This window comes from Cellulomonas fulva (assembly GCF_018531375.1).
GTDB lineage: Bacteria > Actinomycetota > Actinomycetes > Actinomycetales > Cellulomonadaceae > Cellulomonas > Cellulomonas fulva.
The window spans coordinates 275,059-294,223 of sequence record NZ_JAHBOH010000002.1 but is presented as its reverse complement, the minus strand read 5'-3'; the positions used below and the strand labels follow the sequence as shown (position 1 = coordinate 294,223).

Here is a 19,165-nt window from a genome sequence, read left to right as displayed (position 1 = left end):
GATCACCCGGCCGTCGCCGACGAGAGCCCGCCGACGTACAGGATGTCCGACGTGCCTCGCTCCTGGCCGCGGCCGAGCGGGTCGTTGACCAGCTCGCCGCCGAACACCATGGTCGACGAGCCGCCGCCGTCGATGTTGTACGCGGTCTGCGCGCCGAGCCCCTGCATGATCCCGGCCAGCTCGGTCATCGTGACGCCGCGGCTGTAGCCCGTGCTGCGCCCGTCGACGACGACGAGGACCAGGTGGTCGTCGTCCACCACGCCGACCGCGGTGCGGGGCTGCGCGCCCTGGATCGAGTGGTTGCCGACGTTGGTGTCGACCTCGACCTCGTCGATCCCGTCGAGCACCTGGCCGTCCTCGAGCAGCGCGGGACCGAAGCTGAGGGTGTTCCACACGCCGTCGGCGACGAGCTCGTCGGCGGTCGTCGCAGTCTCGTCGTACACCTCGACGTGGCCGTCCCGGTAGAACGCGAGCCCCTCGCGGGCGCCCTCGTCGCGGAAGACGACGCCGTCGCGGATCACGATCCCGGTGTCCCGGAAGCCGTAGTAGTCGCCGTTGATCGCGAGCACCGCGTCGTTGTCCGCCGCGATGTCGGAGGTGTCCTCGACGATGTTGGTGCCGAACTCGTTGTTCGCGAACGCCGACCGGAGCACGGTCGCGTCGGACAGCACCACGTCGGCGACGTAGTACGTCACCGTGTCGTCGCCGCTGCCCGTGGTGACCGTCGAGATCGTGATGCTCGCGTCGTCGGACGTGTAGGACGTGTCCGTCAGCGTCCCCGTGCTCGCCGCGCCGTCGGACGAGGTGCCCGTGGCCGTGCCGGTCGAGGTGCCGGTCGAGGTGCCGGTCGAGGTGCCGGTCGAGCCGTCGGCGGTCTGCGCCGCGACGTACGCGTCGACGTCGGCGATCTCGACGTGGTCGATGACGAACCGGTCGAGTGCCCACGCCCCCGTCCCGCCGACGGCGAGGACGACGACGGCACCCGAGGTGACGAGCACGCGGCGCAGCCGGCGCCGGCGGGAGGGGTCAGGTCTCTGCATGCCCTGATGTCTACGGACCCGACCTGGTGCGACGGTGGGTGCGGGCTGGGCCTGCGCTGTGGGTCCTGCCGTGCGGCCCGGCGGGCACTCGGCACCGGGAGTGTGACCCAGGTCCCAGGTCGCGCGGTCTCCGCGGCCGTACGTTGCGGGTCACGCGCGGATCGCGAGCAGGTGCGGTGCCCGTCACGTCGACGTCGCCCCGCGGTCCCCCGACGAAGGGAGCACCCGTGGGTCCCGTACCCCAGCTGTCCGCCGTCCGTCTGCCGCCGGCCGTGCGCGCCGCGATCGAGGCCAGCCCCCGTGTCGTGGTCCCGGCGACGCGCGACGAGCTCTACCGCCTCGCGCTCGGCCCCGCCGGCGGGCCGGTCCACGAGGTCGCGTACGACGTGGACGTGGCGTCCGACGAGGGCCCGACGAGGGTGGTCGAGGCGACCGTGACGCGCTGCCGCAACGGCATCGCGGTCAACTACCCGGAGGACTACCTGCGCCGCCGGGACCCGGACTGCATGCGGATCGCGGACGACCTGCCCACGGACAAGCCGCGCTTCCGCGACGTCTACGGCGAGGAGTTCGGTCCGCTCAAGACGCGCACGCTCGAGTGGCTCGGGAGCCAGGAGCTCGTCGTCGTGCCGTTCATGGCGGGCGGACCGACGTACGGGTACCCGTCGCTCGCGCTGGTGCCGCTCAACGCCGCGTTCTTCGCGCTCACGCTCGTCGACCTGCAGGGCTGGGTCACCTTCGAGGAGCTGCAGGCGCAGCACGGCGAGCTCACGCCCCGGTCCGTCCTGTACGTCGCGCCGCCGTTCCGGCACACCGCGTTCGCGGGGCGGCAGGCGGTGGTGCACGACCGCACGCCGGACCTGCACGAGGTGTTCGCGTACAACCTGTACCCCGGGCCGAGCGCCAAGAAGGGCGTCTTCTCGGTGCTCCTGGACATCGGCCAGGCCGAGGGCTGGGTCACGGCGCACGCCTCCGCGGTGCGCGTCACCACGCCGTACGACAACGAGACCGTGATCATGCACGAGGGCGCGTCGGGCGGCGGCAAGTCGGAGATGTGCCAAGAGTTCCGCCGGCAGGACGACGGCCGCATCCTCATGGGCACCAACGTGGTGACGGGTGAGCCGTACGTCATCACGCTCGCCGAGTCGAGCGCGCTCGCGCCGGTCACCGACGACATGACGCTCTGCCACGCGTCGTTGCAGGACGGGGACGGCCGCCTGGTGATCGCGGACGCCGAGGCGGGCTGGTTCGTCCGCGTCGACAACCTGCGGTCCTACGGCGAGGACGTCGCGTTCGAGCGCGCGTGCATCCACCCCGAGCAGCCGCTCGTCTTCCTCAACATCCAGGGCGTGCCCGACGCGACCGCGCTGCCGTGGGAGCACACGCTCGACTCGAGCGGCGCCCCCTGCCCCAACCCGCGCGTCGTCATCGACCGCAGGATGATCCGCAACGTGGTGTCCCGGCCCGAGCACGTGGACGTGCGCACCTTCGGCGTGCGGATGCCGGCGTGCACCCGCGAGCACCCGACCTACGGGATCATGGGCGTGACGCACGTGGTGCCGCCCGCGCTCGCCTGGGTGTGGCGCCTGATCGCGCCGCGCGGGGACAAGAACCCGTCGATCGGCGAGTCCCGGTCCGAGGCCACGGTGATCGCGCACGGCGGCATGGTCTCCGAGGGCGTCGGCTCCTACTGGCCGTTCGCCACGGGCACCAAGGTCGCCGCCGCCAACCTCCTCCTGCGCCAGCTCGTCGACGCGTCGCGCACGCGCTACGTCCTCACGCCCAACCAGCACGTCGGCGCGTACCGCGTCGGGTTCGCCGCGGAGTGGATCACGCGCGAGTACCTGGCCCGCCGCGGCGGCGGGCGGCTGCGCCGGGACCAGCTCGTGCCGGCGCGGTGCGCGCTCTTCGGGTACGCGCTGCGGGAGATGAAGCTCGACGGGCAGCTGGTGCGTCCCACGTGGCTCGCCCCCGAGAAGCAGACCCAGGTGGGCGTGGACGCCTACGACGAGGGCGCGCGGGTCATCTCGTCGTTCTTCCGCGCCGAGCTCGCGCAGTACCTGACGGACGACCTCGACCCGCTCGGCCGGGCGATCATCGAGGTGGTGCTCAAGGACGGCGCCGTCGAGGACTACGAGGCGCTGACCCCGCTGCACGTCTGAGCCGGTGCTGGCGCGATGTCGGCGGTCGGGTCGAACATGTGTTCGTGGACCCGGGAGCGCGCGCGACGATCCTGCACGCCGACCTCGACGCGTTCTACGCGTCGGTCGAGCAGCGGGACGACCCCCGCCTGCGCTCCCGTCCGGTCGCGGTGGGCGGCGGGGTGGTGCTCGCCGCGTCGTACGAGGCGAAGCGGCGCGGGGTCCGCACCGCGATGGGCGGGCGGCAGGCGCGCCGGCTGTGCCCGGACCTGATCGTCGTGCCCGCCCGCTTCGAGGCCTACCTCGAGGCGAGCCGGGCCGTGTTCGAGGTGTTCCGGGACGTCACGCCCCAGGTGGAGGGCGTCTCGATCGACGAGGCGTTCCTCGACGTCGCGGGCCTGCGTCACCTCGACCCGACGCCACCGGTCGAGATCGGCCGCCGTGTGCGGGACCGGGTGCGCCAGGAGGTGGGGCTGCCCATCACCGTCGGCGTCGCCCGGACGCCGTTCCTGGCCAAGGTCGCCAGCCGCGTCGCCAAGCCGGACGGCCTCCTGCTGGTGGAGCCGCACGACGAGGCCGCGTTCCTGCACCCGCTGCCCCTGGAGACGCTGTGGGGTGTCGGCGAGGCGACCGCCGCCAGGCTGCGCGCGTGGGGTCTGCGCACCGCGGGCGACGTCGCGGAGCTGCCCGAGCAGGTCCTGCGCGGCGCACTGGGACCGGCGGCGGGGTCGCACCTGTTCGCCGTGGTCCACGGCCGGACGCCGGCGCGGGTGGTCACCGACCGGTCGCGGCGCTCGGTGGGTGCGCAGCGCGCGCTCGGTGCCGGCCCGCACGACGACGCGTCCGTGCGCGCCGCGCTGCTCGGGCTGGTCGACCGCGTCTGCCGGCGGCTGCGCGCCGGCCACCGGACGGCCCGCACGGTGGTGCTGCGGCTGCGGTTCGCGGACTTCTCCCGCGCGACGCGCTCGCGGTCGCTGCCGTTCCCCACGGCGAGCGGCGACGAGCTCGCGGCCGCGGCGCTCGCGCTGCTCGACGCCGCGTCGCCGCTGGTCCGGGCGCGCGGGATCACGCTCGTCGGGGTCGCGCTCACCGGCCTGGGGTCCGACGAGGCCGTGCAGCAGACCCTCGCACTCGACGCCGCCCACCCCGCCGCGGCCCGCGAGCGCCTCGACGCGGCGACCGACCTGCTCGCCGACCGGTTCGGCTCCCGGGCACTCACCCGCGCGAGCCTGCTGCACCGCGGCGCCGGCATCGAGGCTCCGCTGCTGCCCGACCCGTAGCGGACTCGCGCCGGGTCGCGTCTCCCCGGGACGCCGACGCGCCTAGCCTGGGCGCATGCGCACGGCACTCGTGATCGGTGGCAGCGGACAGATCGGCCTCGCGGCGGTGCCCGCGCTGGTCGCGGACGGCTGGTCGGTGCGGGCGCTGGTCCGCACGGCCGAGGGCGCGGAGACGGCGTCCGGGCTGGGCGCCGTCCCGGTGGTGGCGGACCGGCACGACGAGAGCGCGCTCGACGAGGCGCTCGGCACCGGCGTCGACGCGCTCGTCGACGTCGTCGCGTACGACGACCGGGACGCCGCGCCGCTCCTGGCCCGTGCCGACCGCATCGGGTCGGCCGTCGTCGTCTCGTCGGCCGCGGTCTACGTCGACGGGCGGGGTGGCGGCTTCGAGACCGAGGAGTTCGCCGACTTCCCCGTCCCGGTCACCGAGGACCAGCCGACGGTCGAGCCGGGACGCGACACCTACGCGACGGGCAAGGTCGCGCTCGAGCGCGCGTGGCTCGAGGGGCCGGTGCCGACGACGGTGCTGCGCCCCGGGGCGATCCACGGACCCGGCTGCCGCCAGCCGCGCGAGTGGACCTTCGTCAAGCGCGTGCTGGACGGCCGGGACGTGCGGGTGCTGGCCTTCGACGGCGCCAGCCGCTTCGCCACGACCTCGACCCGGGTGCTGGGCGAGCTCGTCCGCCTGGCCGCAGCCGCCCCCGGCGACCGCGTCCTCAACGCGGCCGACCCGGACGCGCCCACCGTCGCCGAGATCGCGGCCGCGGTCGACGCCGCGATGGGCGTCACGTCGCGGACGGTGACCGTGCCCGGCGAGCCGGTCGACGGCGTCGGGCTCACGCCGTGGGCGGTGCCCCGGCCCGTCGTGCTGGCGATGGACCGTGCGGCGGCCACCCTGGGCTACGTCGCACCCGGCCGCTACGCCGAGACCGTGCCGGCGGCGGTCGAGTGGCTGGTGGCCCAGGTGCGCGGCGGCGCCGACTGGCGCGAGGCCTTCCCGGGCTTCGTGCGGATGGAGGCCATGGGCGACTTCTTCGCGTACGCCGCCGAGGACCGGTTCCTGGCCCGGGCCGCAGGGCCGGGAGCCGCGGACCGGGACGGGAGCTGAGGTCCGGCGTCACACCGCGGACGGCTCGTGCGCACGGCTCGTCGTGCCGATCCACTCCCCGTGACCGCTGAGCCGACCCACCCGCCGACGGCCGTGCCGGGCCTCCTGCCGGGCGCCCCGCACCGCCGACGAGCCGGCAACCGGCGCGCCGTCGTGGCGTTCGTCGGCGCGCTCGTCGTCGTGCTCGTGGTGGGCTGCACCCCGACCGACGGCCCGGGCTCCACGGCCTCGTCGACCCCGGCCGCGACGATCGGCGCTCCCGGCCCGACGTCGACGCCCGCGCCGGCGCCGCCGGATCCGACGGGCACCGCTGCGGCGAGCCCGGAGACGGGCTCCGCTCTCGCCCTGCTCGCGACGCTGCCGGTGAAGGGCCGCGCCCCGCTCACGGGCTACGACCGCGGGGCGTTCGGCTACGACGTGGAGGACCTCGACGGCGACGGCTGCGACACGCGCAACGAGATCCTGCTGCGCGACCTGTCCGACGTGACCCTGCGACCCACGGGCTGCCTCGTGGCGACCGGCTCGCTCGCCGACCCGTACTCGGGACGGACGATCGCGTTCGTCCGCGGGGTCGCGACCTCGTCGGCGGTCCAGGTCGACCACGTCGTCGCGCTCGCCGACGCGTGGCAGAAGGGTGCGCAGCGGTGGGACGAGGCGACGCGGGTGCGCTTCGGCAACGACCCGCTCAACCTGCTCGCGGTCGACGGCCCGCTCAACCAGCGCAAGGGTGCGGGCGACGCCGCGACGTGGCTGCCTCCGAACACGGCCTACCGCTGCGCGTACGTGGCGCGGCAGGTGGAGGTCAAGAGCGCGTACGGGCTGTGGGTGACGCGCGCCGAGCAGGACGCGATCGCCCGCGTCCTGCAGGCGTGCCCCGACGAGCCGCTCCCCGACGCGTCGTCGAACGGCTGGACGCCGCCGGCCGCCCCGTCCGAGCCGGAGGTCGAGCCGAGCGACGGCGGCGACCCGACCGGCTCGTCGGACGTCTACTACGAGAGCTGCACGGCCGCCCGGGAGGCCGGTGCCGCGCCGCTGCACCGCGGCGAGCCCGGGTACCGCTCCGGGATGGACGGCGACGACGACGGCATCGCGTGCGAGTGACGCGCGACCGCCGGTGCGGGTGCCGCGGCCGTCCGGGGACGGGAACCCGGGCGGTCAGGCGCTGCCGCGCACGACGAGCGTGGGCGCGTAGAGGGTCGGCTCGACCGGCCCGTCGGTCCGGTCGAGCTGCTCGAGCAGCAGGCGGGCCATCTGCGCGGCCATGGTCTCGATGGGCTGGCGCACGGTCGTGAGGGCGGGCCGGCACATCAGCGCGGCGGTCGAGTCGTCGAACCCCACGACCGCGACGTCGTCGGGCACGACGAGCCCGCGCTCCTGCGCGGCGAGCACCGCACCGACCCCCATGTTGTCGTTCGACGCGAAGACGCCGTCGACCCCGGCGTCGAGCAGCTCGCGCGTCGCGGCCATGCCCGAGTCCACCGAGAACGTCCCCGCGACGGGCGGGAGCGGCTCCAGCCCGTGCGCAGCCATCGCCTCGACGAACCCCTCGAGCCGGTCCTGCGCGCCGGGGACACCGAGGGGGCCGGTGACGATCCCGAGCCGTCGGCAGCCCCGCGCGACCAGGTGGTCGACGGCCAGCCGGGCGCCCGCGCGGTTGTCCACGTCGACGTACCCCACGGGCAGCGCGTGGTCCGGCCGGGAGAACAGCACCACCGGCACGCCCGCGTCGACCAGCTGCCCCGGCAACGGGTCGGGCGCCTCGGCCGAGACCAGCAGCACCCCGTCGGCGCTGCCCTCGCGCACGTAGCTGACGACGCGCGCGCGCTCGTCGTCGGTCAGCGCGAGCATGAGCACCGGGTGCACGTCGCGCGGTCGCAGCGAGCTCATGAGGCCGCCCGCGAGCCGGCCGAAGAAGGGGTCGGCCAGCACCTCGCCCGGTCCCCAGGGCCCCTCCACCGAGCGGTCGGCGCCGGAGACGACGACGAGCGCCGTGCCGGCTCGTCGGGTCACCAGGGCGCGCGCCGCGCGGTTGGGGACGTACCCGGTGGTCGCGATCGCCTGCTGCACCACCTCGACGATGCGCGGCGCGACGTCGGGCTTGCCGTTGACCACGCGCGAGACGCTGGCGCGTGACACCCCGGCCACGCGCGCCACGTCCTCGAGCGTCGCGGCCCGACCGCTCCCCTGCTCCGGCACGGCGGTCACAGTAGCGCCACGCCCTGGCGCCGTCAGCCCACCTTGGCGGTGAAGAGCGTGGACAGCAGCCCGAACGTGATCCGGAACGAGTCGCCCGTCACCGTCCTGGTGCCCGACGAGCCCGTGAGCGTGATCGTCTTCACGCGGCCGCCGTAGGCGCCCTTGCCGTCGCGGGTGAACGTCACCGTGCGGAGCGTCCCGATCCCGTAGGCCGCCGCGACCTGCGACGCCGTGACGGTCCGCTTCCACACGTCGAACTCGTCGTAGGGGTCCGCGAACGCCCGCAGGTACGGCTGCGACCCCTTGACGGTGTACCCCCCGTTCGACGCGCTGAACTGCGTGAACGCGGGCTTTCCGCCGTACGTGCGGACCTGGCCCGCGGTCGCCGCCACGGCCTTGTTCGTCGCGGACCAGACGTAGGTCGCCACGAGCGAGCCGCTCGTCGTGTAGTCGGCCTCACCGCGGAAGACCTGGCAGGAGGCGGAGTCGCACGTGTCGTACCACCACGGCCGGTACGAGCTCGCCCGCTCGTAGGAGGCGTAGGTCCGCGCGGCGATCGCCTGGGCCCCGAGGGCCTGGGCGTGCCAGTACGTCGGCATCTCCGAGGGGACCACCGAGCGCAGGTAGTGCGTGAACGTGGTGGTCGCGGTCACCCGCACGGTCCGCTGGTCCAGGTTCGCGCTGAGCTTGCCGCGGTACTGGCGCGCGGTGCTGCCGACGACGTTGCGCACGGTGCCGTCAGCGGACGTGACGGTCACGCGGGTGGCGCCGCTGAGCGTCGCGCGGATCGCGGCCGTCGAGACGTTGACCCAGGCGCCCTTCGCGCGGGCCTGCACCCGCCACGCACCGCTCGCGCGCTTGACCCGCCACCGGTCCGGGGTCGCGCCCGAGACGGTCGCCGGCAGCGTCACGAGCGACCGCGTCACGCCCTTCGCCGGGTTGCTCCCGCGCAGCCGGAGGCCTGCCTCGCGCACCACGTTGAGCGCGCCGTCGGTGTCCGCCGTGAGCCAGACGTCGATCGCGCGCGCGTCCGACGCGGTGCCCGCCGACGTGCCCCAGTAGTAGGCCTGGACGATCTGCTGCGCGGTCTTGCCCGCCTCCGCGCGGCCCTTGGCCCCGTACTGGGAGAGGCCGATCCCGTGCCCGAACCCGCGCCCCGTCACGGCGAGGTCCCCCGCCGCCGCGGGTGCGGCGTCCCCGGCTCCCCGTGCCGCGGCGCTGCCGCCCGCACCCGCAGCCGTCGCGTCAGCGGCGAGCGCATCGACGGCCGTCTCGGCCGAGCCGTCCGGACCGACAGCCGGCCCCCGCAACCCGCCGAGGACCGCCGCCTCGGCGCCCGCGCCCGACGGGTCGGCCGCGGGCGGCCGCTCGGCCGCCACGGCCGGCGACCCGCCCGCGAGCCCCAGCGAGAGCACGAGCGAGGCTGCGACGACGGCGACCGATGCCCGCCCCTGACGACGACGACTGGCGAGAGACATGCGCCCCACCCTAACCACCGCCCCCACCCCGCCATCGCTCTGGCCCCCCGCCCCCGGGCCAGGGGCAATCGCTGGGTCGGCGGGTGGGCGGTCGGTGGGGTTGGGCCGGGCGGGTGCCTCGTAGAGCGCTCTCTTGTGCGGGCGTCCAGGACGGCGCCATACTGCTCGCGCCACGGTCAGAGAGCGCTCTACGAGCGTGCACCACCTGCAGGACCGCCGCTCGACGACGAGCGGCATCGCACCCGGTCAACGCCGACCGGACGTCTGGAGGACCGATGACAGCCCCACCAGCCCTGACCACCCGACCCGCGACAGCCCGACCCGCGACACCCTGGCGCCGGCTCACGGCCGCCCTGACCGCCGCGGCCCTGACCGCGACCACCCTCACCACCGTCGGCATCGCGATCGCCTCCCCCGCGAGCGCCGCCGACGCGCCCGTCCTGCTCTCGCAGGGCAAGCCGGCCACCGCGACGTCCGGCGACGCCGCGAAGGCGTTCGACGGCAGCACCACCACCCGCTGGGAGAGCGCCAGCGCCGACCCGCAGTCCATCCAGGTCGACCTCGGCAAGGTCGCGACGATCTCGCAGGTCGTGCTGCGGTGGGAGACCGCGCGCGCCCAGGACTACACGCTCGACGTCTCCGCCGACGGCGAGACCTGGACGACCGTGCACACCACCACCGACGCGCCGTACGCCGCCAACGCGGTCGACACCGTCACCCCCGACGGCGGCACCGCGGAGGGCCGCTACCTGCGGATGCACGGCACGCAGCGCACCACCGCCTACGGCTACTCGCTCTGGGAGCTGGAGGTCTACGGCTCGGTCGAGGTCGGGACGCCGACGGACCCGACCGGGCGCACGGTCGAGGTCGTCGGCAGCTACGGCGACTGGGACCTGTACGTCGACGGCGAGCCGTACACGGTCAAGGGCCTCACGTGGGGCCCGACGACGAGCGGCGCGGGCGCGATCAGCGCCGCGAAGCTCGACGAGTACCTCGACGACCTCGTCGGCCTGGGCGTGAACACCATCCGCACCTGGGGCACGGACGCCGGCTCGCAGGTCCTGCTCGACGCGGCCGCCGCGCACGGCATCCGCGTGATCGCGGGCTTCTGGATCCAGCCCGGCGGCGGCCCTGGCTCGGGCGGCTGCCCGGACTTCGTCGCGGGCACGGACGGCTACCTCGACGACGTGCGCGACGACGTCGCGACGTACGTGGCGCAGTACGCGGACCACGACGGCGTGCTCATGTGGAGCCTCGGCAACGAGTCCCTGCTGGGCCTGCAGAGCTGCTACTCGGGTGCGGAGCTCGAGGACCAGCGGCACGCCTACGCGGCCTTCGTCGAGGAGCTCGCGCAGGACGTGAAGGCGATCGACCCCAACCACCCCGTCACCTCGACGGACGCGTGGGTCGGCGCGTGGCCGTACCTCCAGGCCGAGGCCCCGTCGCTCGACCTGTACGCGATCAACGCGTACGGCGCGCTCGACGGCGTGCAGCAGGCGTGGCAGGACGGCGGCTACACCGTCCCCTACGTGGTCACCGAGACCGGACCGCGGGGCGAGTGGGAGACCGACGCGGACTGGACGGGCAAGCCGTCCGAGCCGTCCGACGCCGCCAAGGCGCAGGCGTACCTCGACGCGTGGGCGGAGATCCAGTCCCACGAGGGCGTCGCGCTGGGCGCGACGATGTTCCACTTCGGCACCGAGACCGACTTCGGCGGCGTGTGGTTCAACCTGTTCCCGGGCGAGCAGCGGCGCGCGTCCTGGTACGCGGTCGCGCAGGCGTACGGCGGCGCGGCGGCGGACGGCAACCGGCCGCCGACGGTCACGGCCGTCACCGGTCCCACCTCGGCCGTCACCAGCGGCTCGACGTTCCAGGTCACGGCCACGGTCGCGGACCCCGAGGACGACGACGTCGCGGTGCAGGTCCGGCAGTCCGGCAACTACGCCACGGGCGACGGCTCGCTCACGCCCGCGGTCGCGACGGGCGGCGTCACGGACGGCGCCGGCACCTGGACGGTCACGGCCCCGGCCGACGCGGGCGTCTGGAAGGTCTACCTCACCGCGACCGACGGCCACGGCAACGTCGCGTACGCGCCGCTGTCGGTGACGGTCACGGACGCGGCGGGCACCAACGTCGCCCTGCACGCGACCGCCACGGCCTCGTCCGCGCAGGACCCGGCCGCCAACGGCGTGGACGGCAGCATGTCCACCAAGTGGGGCAGCGCGCTCGACGGCTCGTGGAACGGCAAGGACGACGAGTGGTACCAGGTCGACCTCGGCCGGTCCTACCCGGTGCACCAGGTCAAGCTGTTCTGGGAGGGCCAGGCCTACGGCAAGGACTACGACGTGCAGGTCTCGTCGGACGGCGACACCTGGACCACGGTGGCCCAGCAGCGCGGGCAGTCGGCGGGCACGCACACGGTGACGTTCGACGAGACGAGCGCGCGCTACGTGCGGATGCAGGGCATCCACCGCGGTAGCACGTTCGGCTACTCGTTCTACGAGATGCAGGTGCTCTCCGGCTCGGGCGTCCCGTCCGGTGCCCAGCTGGTCTGCGGCCGCGACCTCGTCAACGCGACGAGCGTGACCGCGACGGCGTCGCACGGCAACGGCAACGACGCCGTCAACAACAACGTCTGGGCGCGCTGGGACTCGGGCACGCAGGAGGTCCCGCCGGGCTCCGGCAACTGGGTGGGCCGGGACGGCGAGTGGCTCCAGGTCGACCTCGGCACCACCACCCAGGTCTGCGGCGTCAAGCCGTACTGGGAGGAGGCGTTCGCGCGCGACTACGACGTGCTCGTCTCGACGAACGGCACCGACTGGACCACCGCGGCGCAGGTGCGCGGCGTGACGGGCAGCGGCCCGCACGTCTCGCGGTTCGACGCCGTCACGGCGCGGTACGTCCGGATCCTCGCGGTCACCCGCGGCACGCAGTTCGGGGTGTCGATGTGGGACCTCGAGGTCTTCGAGCCGCGCCAGGTGGTCCTGCCGACGACGAGCCTGCTGGGTGACCACGTGCTCGTGTTCGACCCGTCGATGGACGGCAAGGACATCCAGGCGGTGATGGACTCGGTGTTCGCCGACCAGGAGACCGACCAGTTCGGCACCGGCCGCTGGCAGCTCTTCTTCAAGCCCGGCGAGTACACGGTCGACGCCCGCGTCGGCTTCTACACCTCGCTCGCGGGGGCCGGGCTGGACCCGACCGACGTGACGATCTCCGGCGCCGACTGGGTCGACGCGGAGTGGTTCGGCATGAACGCCACGCAGAACTTCTGGCGCTCGGCCGAGAACCTCACGTACGCACCGGACGGCGGGGTCGGCCGGTGGGCCGTCTCGCAGGCCGCGCCGCTGCGTCGCGTGAACGTGGAGGGCGACCTGCTGCTCGACTCGGGCCGGTACGGCTGGGCGTCGGGAGGCTTCATCGCGGACTCCAAGGTCTCGGGGTACGTGAAGTCCTGGACGCAGCAGCAGTGGTACACCCGCGACAGCGAGGTCGGCACGTGGGCCGGCGGCGTGTGGAACTTCGTGTACTCGGGCGTCGAGGGCAAGGTCTCGACGGGTGACGCGCCGGGTTCGCCCACCGCGATGCTCCCGGACACGGTGCCCGCGTGGCCGACGCCGCCGCAGACGGCGCTCGAGCACACGGGCAAGCTGGCCGAGAAGCCGTTCCTGTACCTGTCGGGCGACGACGAGGAGGACGCCGCCGACTGGTCGGTGTTCGTCCCCGCGCTGCGCGACGGCACCACCGGGACCACCTGGTCGGACGGCACGGACGCCACGGACGGCGAGTCGCTCCCCCTGACCGACTTCACCGTCGTGCAGCCCGGCGCCACCGCGGCCGAGGTCAACGCGGCGCTGGCCGGGGGCAAGAACGTCCTGCTCACGCCGGGCGTGTACGAGATGGACGAGACGATCCAGGTGACCCGCCCCGGCACGGTCGTGCTGGGCCTGGGCCTCGCCACGATCATCCCGACCGGCGACAGCTTCGGCATGCACGTGGCCGACGCCGCCGCCGGCTCCCGGGTCGCCGGGATCCTGTTCGACGCCGCGGTCACCGAGTCGCCCGCCCTGCTCGTCGTGGGCGACAAGGGCGTGCACACGGATCACGGCGACGACCCGGTCGTGCTGAGCGACGTGTACATGCGCGTCGGCGGCCCGGTCGCGGGCAAGGTCAAGGCGGCCATGGTGGTCAACGCGGACGACACGATCGTCGACCACCTGTGGTCCTGGCGCGGCGACCACGGCGAGGGCATCGGGTGGGACGAGAACACGTCCGACTACGGGCTCGTCGTGAACGGTGACGACGTGGCCGCCTACGGCCTGTTCGTCGAGCACTACCAGAAGTACAACACCCTCTGGAAGGGCGAGAACGGCCGCACGGTCTTCTACCAGAACGAGCTGCCGTACGACGTCCCGGACCAGGAGTCCTGGGACCACGACGAGGTCCAGGGCTGGGCGGCGTACAAGGTGGACGAGGGCGTCACGCAGCACGAGGCGTGGGGCCTGGGGTCGTACTCCAACTTCACCTCGGACACCGAGGAGGAGGAGATCACGGTCGACGGCGGCTTCGAGGTCCCGAAGGGCGAGCCCGGCGTGCGGCTGCACCACATGCTCACGGTCTCGCTGGGTGGCGAGGGCATCTTCGAGCACGTGGTCAACGGGGTCGGCGAGCGCCAGTTCTCGTCGGACACCATCCCGTCCTACGTGGCGGAGTACCCCGTCCCGGGCGACGCGGACGCCGGGATCGACCCGCCGGCCGCACCCGTGGACCCGGCGACGGACCCCGAGACGGACCCCGCCGTGGACCCGGAGCCGCACGCGGCGACCGTGACCGCCGCGCGGCCGTCGCTCACCTACGGCACGGCCGGCACCGTCACGGTGCGGGTCGCGTCGGCCGGCCCGGTCCCCACCGGGACGGTGCAGGTGCGCGAGGGGTCGGCCGTGCTCGGCACGGCGACGCTCGATGCCGCGGGCAAGGCACGCGTGCCGCTGCCCGCGACGCTGAGCCGGGCGAGGCACACGCTCGTCGTCGCGTACCTCGGTGACGACGAGACCGCCCCCGCGACGCTCGGCGCGCTGCGGGTGAACGTCGCCAAGGTGGTGCCGCTCGTCACCGCGAGCGTCACGCCGCTGCGGCACGGCACGGCGGGCCGGCTCACGGTGAACGTGGGCGCGCCTGCCGGGGACGCCTCCGGGAAGGTCACGCTCACGGGCGTGACCAACGGGATGGTGCGGGTCGCGACGCTCTCGCACGGGGTCGCGCGGTTCGACCTGCCGCCGGGGCTCACGCCGGGGTCCTTCACGTTCCGCGTGAAGTACCAGGGCAGCAGCACCGTCCGGCCGGGAGCGACGCTGCTCACGACGACGGTGCGACGGGCGGCGTCGACGACGACCGCGCGGCTCTCGTCGTCCAGCGTCACGCCGACGACCTCTGCGGTGCTCACCGGCCGCGTGAAGGGCGTGGGCGTGTACCCGAAGGGCACCGTGCGGGTCCGCGTCCTGACGGCGTCCGGCGCGGTCGCGCACGCCGCGACCGCGACGCTCGACGGCGGCGCCTACCGCGTCGCGCTCCCCCGCCTCGGCCGGGGTGCGTACACGGTGGTGGCGACCTACGCGGGCAGCACCACGGTCGCCGTGTCGACGACGAGGGTGTCGCTCACGGTGCGCTGAGCCGCAGCGCGACGACAGGCGGGGCCGTCCGGGACCACCCGGGCGGCCCCGTCCGCGTCCGGAAATACCGTGGCGCCGCCGCACGCTCCGTGCGAGGGTGCCGTGTCCTTGCCGTCGAACGAAGGTCGTGATCATGACGGGCAACCGGTCCGCGCCGCGTCCCGCGCGCTGACCCCGCCCCGCCGCCCGCTCCGGGCGGCCGAGGGCTGACGGTCGCGCGCACCCCGCCGACCCTCCGGAGCCCTGCATGACCTCACCGACCCCTCTCGCGTTCGCCGACGCCACCCTGGTCCGCCCCGACGGCACCGTCACGCTCGACCGCGTGACCGGCACGTTCGGCACCGGCCGCACGGGCCTCGTCGGGGCCAACGGCTCCGGCAAGTCCACGCTGCTGCGGCTCGCCGCCGGGCTCCTGGAGCCCACGTCGGGCAGCGTCCTCGCGCCGGACGACGTCGCCTACCTCCCCCAGTCCGTCGCCCTCGACGGCTCCCGGCGCGTGGCCGACCTGCTCGGTGTCGCCGGTCCGCTCGACGCGCTGCGTGCGATCGAGTCGGGCGACGTCGCGGTGCACCACTTCGACGCGGTCGCCGACGACTGGGACGTCGAGTCCCGCGCCGCCGACGCGCTGCGCCCGCTCGGGCTGGGTGCGGCCGACCTCGATCGCCCCGCGGACACGCTCTCCGGCGGCGAGGCCGTCCTGGTCGCCGTGACCGGGCTGCGGCTGCGCCGCGCCGCGCTGACCCTCCTCGACGAGCCGACCAACAACCTCGACCGCGCCGCGCGCGCGGTCGTGCGCGAGCTGGTCCGCGGGTGGCCGGGCACGCTCGTCGTCGTCTCGCACGACACCGCGCTGCTCGACGAGATGGACGAGACCGCCGAGCTGTACGCGCACCGGCTGACGGTGCACGGCGGGGCGTACTCCTCGTGGCGCGCGCAGCTGGAGATCGAGCAGGCGGCCGCCGTCCAGGCGGCGCGCACGGCCGAGCAGCGGGTGCGGGTCGAGCGGCGGCAGCGCGTCGAGGCCGAGACCAAGCTCGCGCGGCGTGCCCGCGTCGGCCGGACCATGGCGGAGAACGCCCGGGCCGCCCCGATCGTGCTGAACGCCTGGGCCGCGCAGGCGCAGGCCACCGCCGGCCGGCACCGGCGCGCGCTCGACGGCAAGGTCGCGGACGCCCGTGAGGCCGCGGACGCCGCGGCGCAGCGCGTGCGGGAGGACGAGTCCGTCCGCCTGGACGTGGTCGACCCCGGGGTCCCGCGCGGCCGACGCCTCGCGGAGCTGCCGGTGCTCCTCGACGTCGCGGGGCGACGGGGCGCGCCGGCCGAGGCCGACCTCGCGGGTGTCGCGCCCGTCGTCGTCCAGGGACCGGAGCGCGTGGCGCTCGTCGGCCCGAACGGCGTGGGCAAGACCACGCTGCTGGAGGGCCTCGTCCGCGGCACGGGGCCGGGGCGCCTGCTGACGGACCGCGTCGGGTACCTGCCGCAGCGCTCGTCGCACCTGGACGACGAGGCGAGCGCGCTGGAGGTGGTGCGGGCGGCCGCCCCGGACGTGCCGGACCGCGAGCTGCGCAACCGGCTCGCCCGGCTGCTGCTGCGCGGGGACACCGTCCACCGGCCCGTCGGGACGTTGTCGGGTGGTGAGCGGTTCCGCGTCGCGCTGGCCCGCCTGCTGCTCGCCGACCCGCCGCCGCAGCTCCTGGTCCTCGACGAGCCGACGAACGACCTCGACCTGCCGACGGTCGACCAGCTGGTCGAGGCGCTCACGTCCTACCGCGGGGCGCTCCTGGTGACCAGCCACGACGACGCATTCCTACGCCGCCTGGCCCTCGACCGCGTCCTCGAGCTCGGCCCCGACGGCCGACTCCGGGAGACCCCCCGCCCCGCTAGCCCCCGACCACCGCCGGGACAGTGATCCCTCGACAGTGATCCCTCGACAGTGATCCCTCCGGCTCTGAGCGCTCAGAGCCGGAGGGATCACGAGCGCGCGGCGCTGGGGCCGGCGTGGGTCAGCGGCCGACGAGCTGAGGTCGGGCGGCGCTGGTCTCGTCGTGCTCGTGGTGCTCGTCGTGCTCGTCGACGCCGGGCCCGCGCGGGTGCGGGACCACGGCCTCGGCGACGAGCGAGCCCTCGACCGGTCCCTCGACGACCGGCGACTCGAAGCCGGGCAGCTCGTCGGCGGCGCGTGCGCGGTCGGGGGCGCTCGTCGTCGCCCGGCCGAGCGCACGGTGGGCGCGCACGTACGCGGGAACCAGGACCAGCACGGCACCGATCCACGCGAGCGGGTTGCCCCACACCACGCCGGCGTAGCCGAAGGCCGCGCCGAGCACGAAGGCCGCGGCGACCCGCATGACGAGCTCGACGATCCCCGAGACGGTCGGGACCGCGGCGTTGCCGAGGCCCTGCAGCGCGCCGCGGAGCACGAAGAGCACGCCGAGGACGCTGTACAGCGCGCCGTTCACGGTAAGGAACTGCGCGGCCATGTCGACCACCTGCTGCTCCCCCGGCCCGACGAAGAGCTCGACGATGCGGGCGCCGCCCGCGATGAGGACCGCGCCGAGCGCGACCGAGCCCGCGACCGACATCCACACGCCCTGCACGACGCCCCGCCTGATGCGGTCCGGCCGACCGCCGCCCAGGTTCTGCGCGACGAAGGTCGACACCGCGAGCCCGAGCGAGGCGAGCAGCGCGACCGCGAGCCCGTCCACGCGCGCGGCCGTGGTGTACGCCGCGACCGCGTCGGCACCGAGCTCGTTGAGCCGCAGCTGCACGGCGAGCGCCCCGATGGCGATGATCGACGCCTGGAACCCCATCGGCAGGCCGAGGCGCAGGTGACGCGCCAGGTCGTCGCGCGTGATCCGGAAGTCGGCGCGGCGGACGTGCAGCGCGGGCACCCGCCGGCGCACGAACCACAGGCACAGCGCGACCGAGACGCCCTGGGAGACGACGGTCGCGAACGCGGCACCGCCCACGCCCGTGCCCAGCCCGCTGACGAGCAGCACGACGAGCGCGACGTTCAGCACGCAGCTCACGGCGAGGAAGACGAGGGGCGTCCGCGAGTCGCCGATGGCCCGGATGATCGACGCGAGGAAGTTGAAGAACATCGTGGTGACCGCGCCCGCGAAGCTCACGACGGCGAAGGTGTGCGCCTCCGGCACCAGCTCCGCCGGCGTCTGCAGCAGCTCGAGCGCGGGGCCGGTGAAGGCGACGGCGATCGTCGTGATCACGACGCTGGCGACGGCCGTCAGCACCGCGCCCGTGGCCACGGACCGGCGGACCCCCGCCGCGTCGCCCGCGCCGAACGCCTGCGCCGTCGGGATCGCGAAGCCCGAGGTCATGCCCCAGGCGAAGCCGATGAGCAGGAAGAGCAGGCTCCCGGTCGAGCCGACGGCCGCGAGCGCGTCGACGCCGAGGGTGCGGCCGACGATGAAGGCGTCCGCGACCTGGTAGAGCTGCTGGACGACGTTGCCGACGAGCAGCGGGATCGCGAACAGGAGGATGACGCGCCAGGGGCGGCCGGCCGTGAGGACCTTGGCCATGGTGATGCTCCGATGGTGGTGCTGGGCGGGGGTTCGGGGCGTCCTGGCTCGTACCGGCCGATCGTGGCGCCATGCAGAATCGTATCGTTACGACTGGCGCTGACCTGCATCTTTTTCCGCGTCTCACCCGCTCGGCGGGTGTGCCCTCGCGCACACCCGGCGGATCCGTGGCGCAGTCCTGGCGCGCTCGTGGTCCGGCGCGCGCGGACGTTGCCCGCGCATGGCGCGGGCTTGCCAGGGTGTTGGGCGGTGTGCGCCCACCCGGGCCTGGGGCCTCAGCCGACGGGCGCCGGCTCCTCGTCCGCGTCGCGCAGCAGTCCGGACGCCCCGATGATCTCGAGCACGTCGCGCAGCACCCGGTGGGGGTCGCGCAGGGACAGGTCGAGCCCGGCCTCGTCGGCGGCGCGCTTCATCTGCATCACGAACGCGATCCCGGACGAGTCGACGAACCGGGCGTCCGTGGAGTCGACCACGATCGGGTCGACGCCTGTCAGCGCCGTCGCCATCGACAGGCTCGCCTGCTCGCGCAGTGCGACGTCGATCTCCCCCACCAACCGGACGACGGTCGTCCCGGGCCCCGCCTCGACGCGGATCTCTCCGGAATCGACCACTTCGTCTCCTAGCTCGTCGCGACCGCGCGACGCGGCCTGTGGAAGGTTACGCGCTCCGCGCCGTGCCGCCACCCAGGGCGACTCCCTCCACGATGCTGAACGCCGACAA

The 19,165-nt window shown here is 74.6% G+C and carries 11 protein-coding genes; 6 read left to right on the top strand and 5 right to left on the bottom strand.

Annotation, left to right across the window (positions count from 1 at the left end):
• Positions 1 to 2: 2 nt before the first annotated feature.
• Positions 3 to 1,040 carry a phosphodiester glycosidase family protein gene (locus tag KIN34_RS14910; RefSeq protein WP_214352630.1) on the bottom strand — a complete coding sequence of 346 codons (1,038 nt, stop codon included), beginning with the start codon at positions 1,038 to 1,040 and terminating at the stop codon, positions 3 to 5.
• A gap of 227 nt (positions 1,041 to 1,267) precedes the next feature.
• Between KIN34_RS14910 and KIN34_RS14905 the strand changes: the two genes are divergently transcribed.
• From KIN34_RS14905 to KIN34_RS14890, 4 genes are read left to right on the top strand one after another with little or no spacing between them, the layout of a single operon-like run.
• Entirely contained in the window at positions 1,268 to 3,202 is a 1,935-nt protein-coding gene (locus tag KIN34_RS14905; RefSeq protein WP_214352628.1) for a DUF4914 family protein, read from the top strand.
• A 44-nt stretch (positions 3,203 to 3,246) separates the two neighbouring features.
• Positions 3,247 to 4,461 carry a DNA polymerase IV gene (dinB, locus tag KIN34_RS14900; RefSeq protein ID WP_214352626.1) on the top strand — a complete coding sequence of 405 codons (1,215 nt, stop codon included), beginning with the start codon at positions 3,247 to 3,249 and terminating at the stop codon, positions 4,459 to 4,461.
• Positions 4,462 to 4,516: 55 nt separating this feature from the next.
• On the top strand, positions 4,517 to 5,569 hold the full coding sequence (locus KIN34_RS14895; RefSeq protein ID WP_214352624.1) for an NAD-dependent epimerase/dehydratase family protein: 1,053 nt from the start codon (positions 4,517 to 4,519) through the stop codon (positions 5,567 to 5,569).
• A 60-nt stretch (positions 5,570 to 5,629) separates the two neighbouring features.
• Positions 5,630 to 6,670 carry a GmrSD restriction endonuclease domain-containing protein gene (locus KIN34_RS14890; RefSeq protein WP_307858274.1) on the top strand — a complete coding sequence of 347 codons (1,041 nt, stop codon included), beginning with the start codon at positions 5,630 to 5,632 and terminating at the stop codon, positions 6,668 to 6,670.
• A gap of 54 nt (positions 6,671 to 6,724) precedes the next feature.
• Here the strand turns inward: KIN34_RS14890 and KIN34_RS14885 are convergent, their stop codons facing one another.
• The gene (locus tag KIN34_RS14885; RefSeq protein ID WP_214352622.1) at positions 6,725 to 7,765 is read right to left on the bottom strand and encodes a LacI family DNA-binding transcriptional regulator; all 1,041 of its coding nucleotides are present in this window, start codon (positions 7,763 to 7,765) and stop codon (positions 6,725 to 6,727) included.
• Between the two features lie 32 nt (positions 7,766 to 7,797).
• Positions 7,798 to 9,243, bottom strand: a complete 1,446-nt coding sequence (locus KIN34_RS14880; RefSeq protein ID WP_214352620.1) for a SpoIID/LytB domain-containing protein — start codon at positions 9,241 to 9,243, stop codon at positions 7,798 to 7,800.
• Between the two features lie 275 nt (positions 9,244 to 9,518).
• Between KIN34_RS14880 and KIN34_RS14875 the strand changes: the two genes are divergently transcribed.
• Together KIN34_RS14875 and KIN34_RS14870 are read left to right on the top strand one after the other, a co-directional pair.
• Positions 9,519 to 14,912, top strand: coding sequence for a pectate lyase-like domain-containing protein (locus KIN34_RS14875; protein ID WP_214352618.1), 5,394 nt, complete (start codon positions 9,519 to 9,521; stop codon positions 14,910 to 14,912).
• Positions 14,913 to 15,159: 247 nt separating this feature from the next.
• Complete coding sequence (locus KIN34_RS14870) at positions 15,160 to 16,821, top strand: ATP-binding cassette domain-containing protein (RefSeq protein ID WP_214352616.1); 1,662 nt, start codon at positions 15,160 to 15,162, stop codon at positions 16,819 to 16,821.
• Positions 16,822 to 16,915: 94 nt separating this feature from the next.
• Here KIN34_RS14870 and KIN34_RS14865 read toward each other — a convergent pair whose 3' ends face one another.
• Positions 16,916 to 18,445 (bottom strand): MATE family efflux transporter, encoded by a 1,530-nt coding sequence (locus KIN34_RS14865; protein WP_214352614.1) that lies wholly within the window; start codon positions 18,443 to 18,445, stop codon positions 16,916 to 16,918.
• Between the two features lie 275 nt (positions 18,446 to 18,720).
• Positions 18,721 to 19,056, bottom strand: coding sequence for an STAS domain-containing protein (locus KIN34_RS17445; RefSeq protein ID WP_214352612.1), 336 nt, complete (start codon positions 19,054 to 19,056; stop codon positions 18,721 to 18,723).
• Between the last annotated feature and the right edge of the window lie 109 nt (positions 19,057 to 19,165).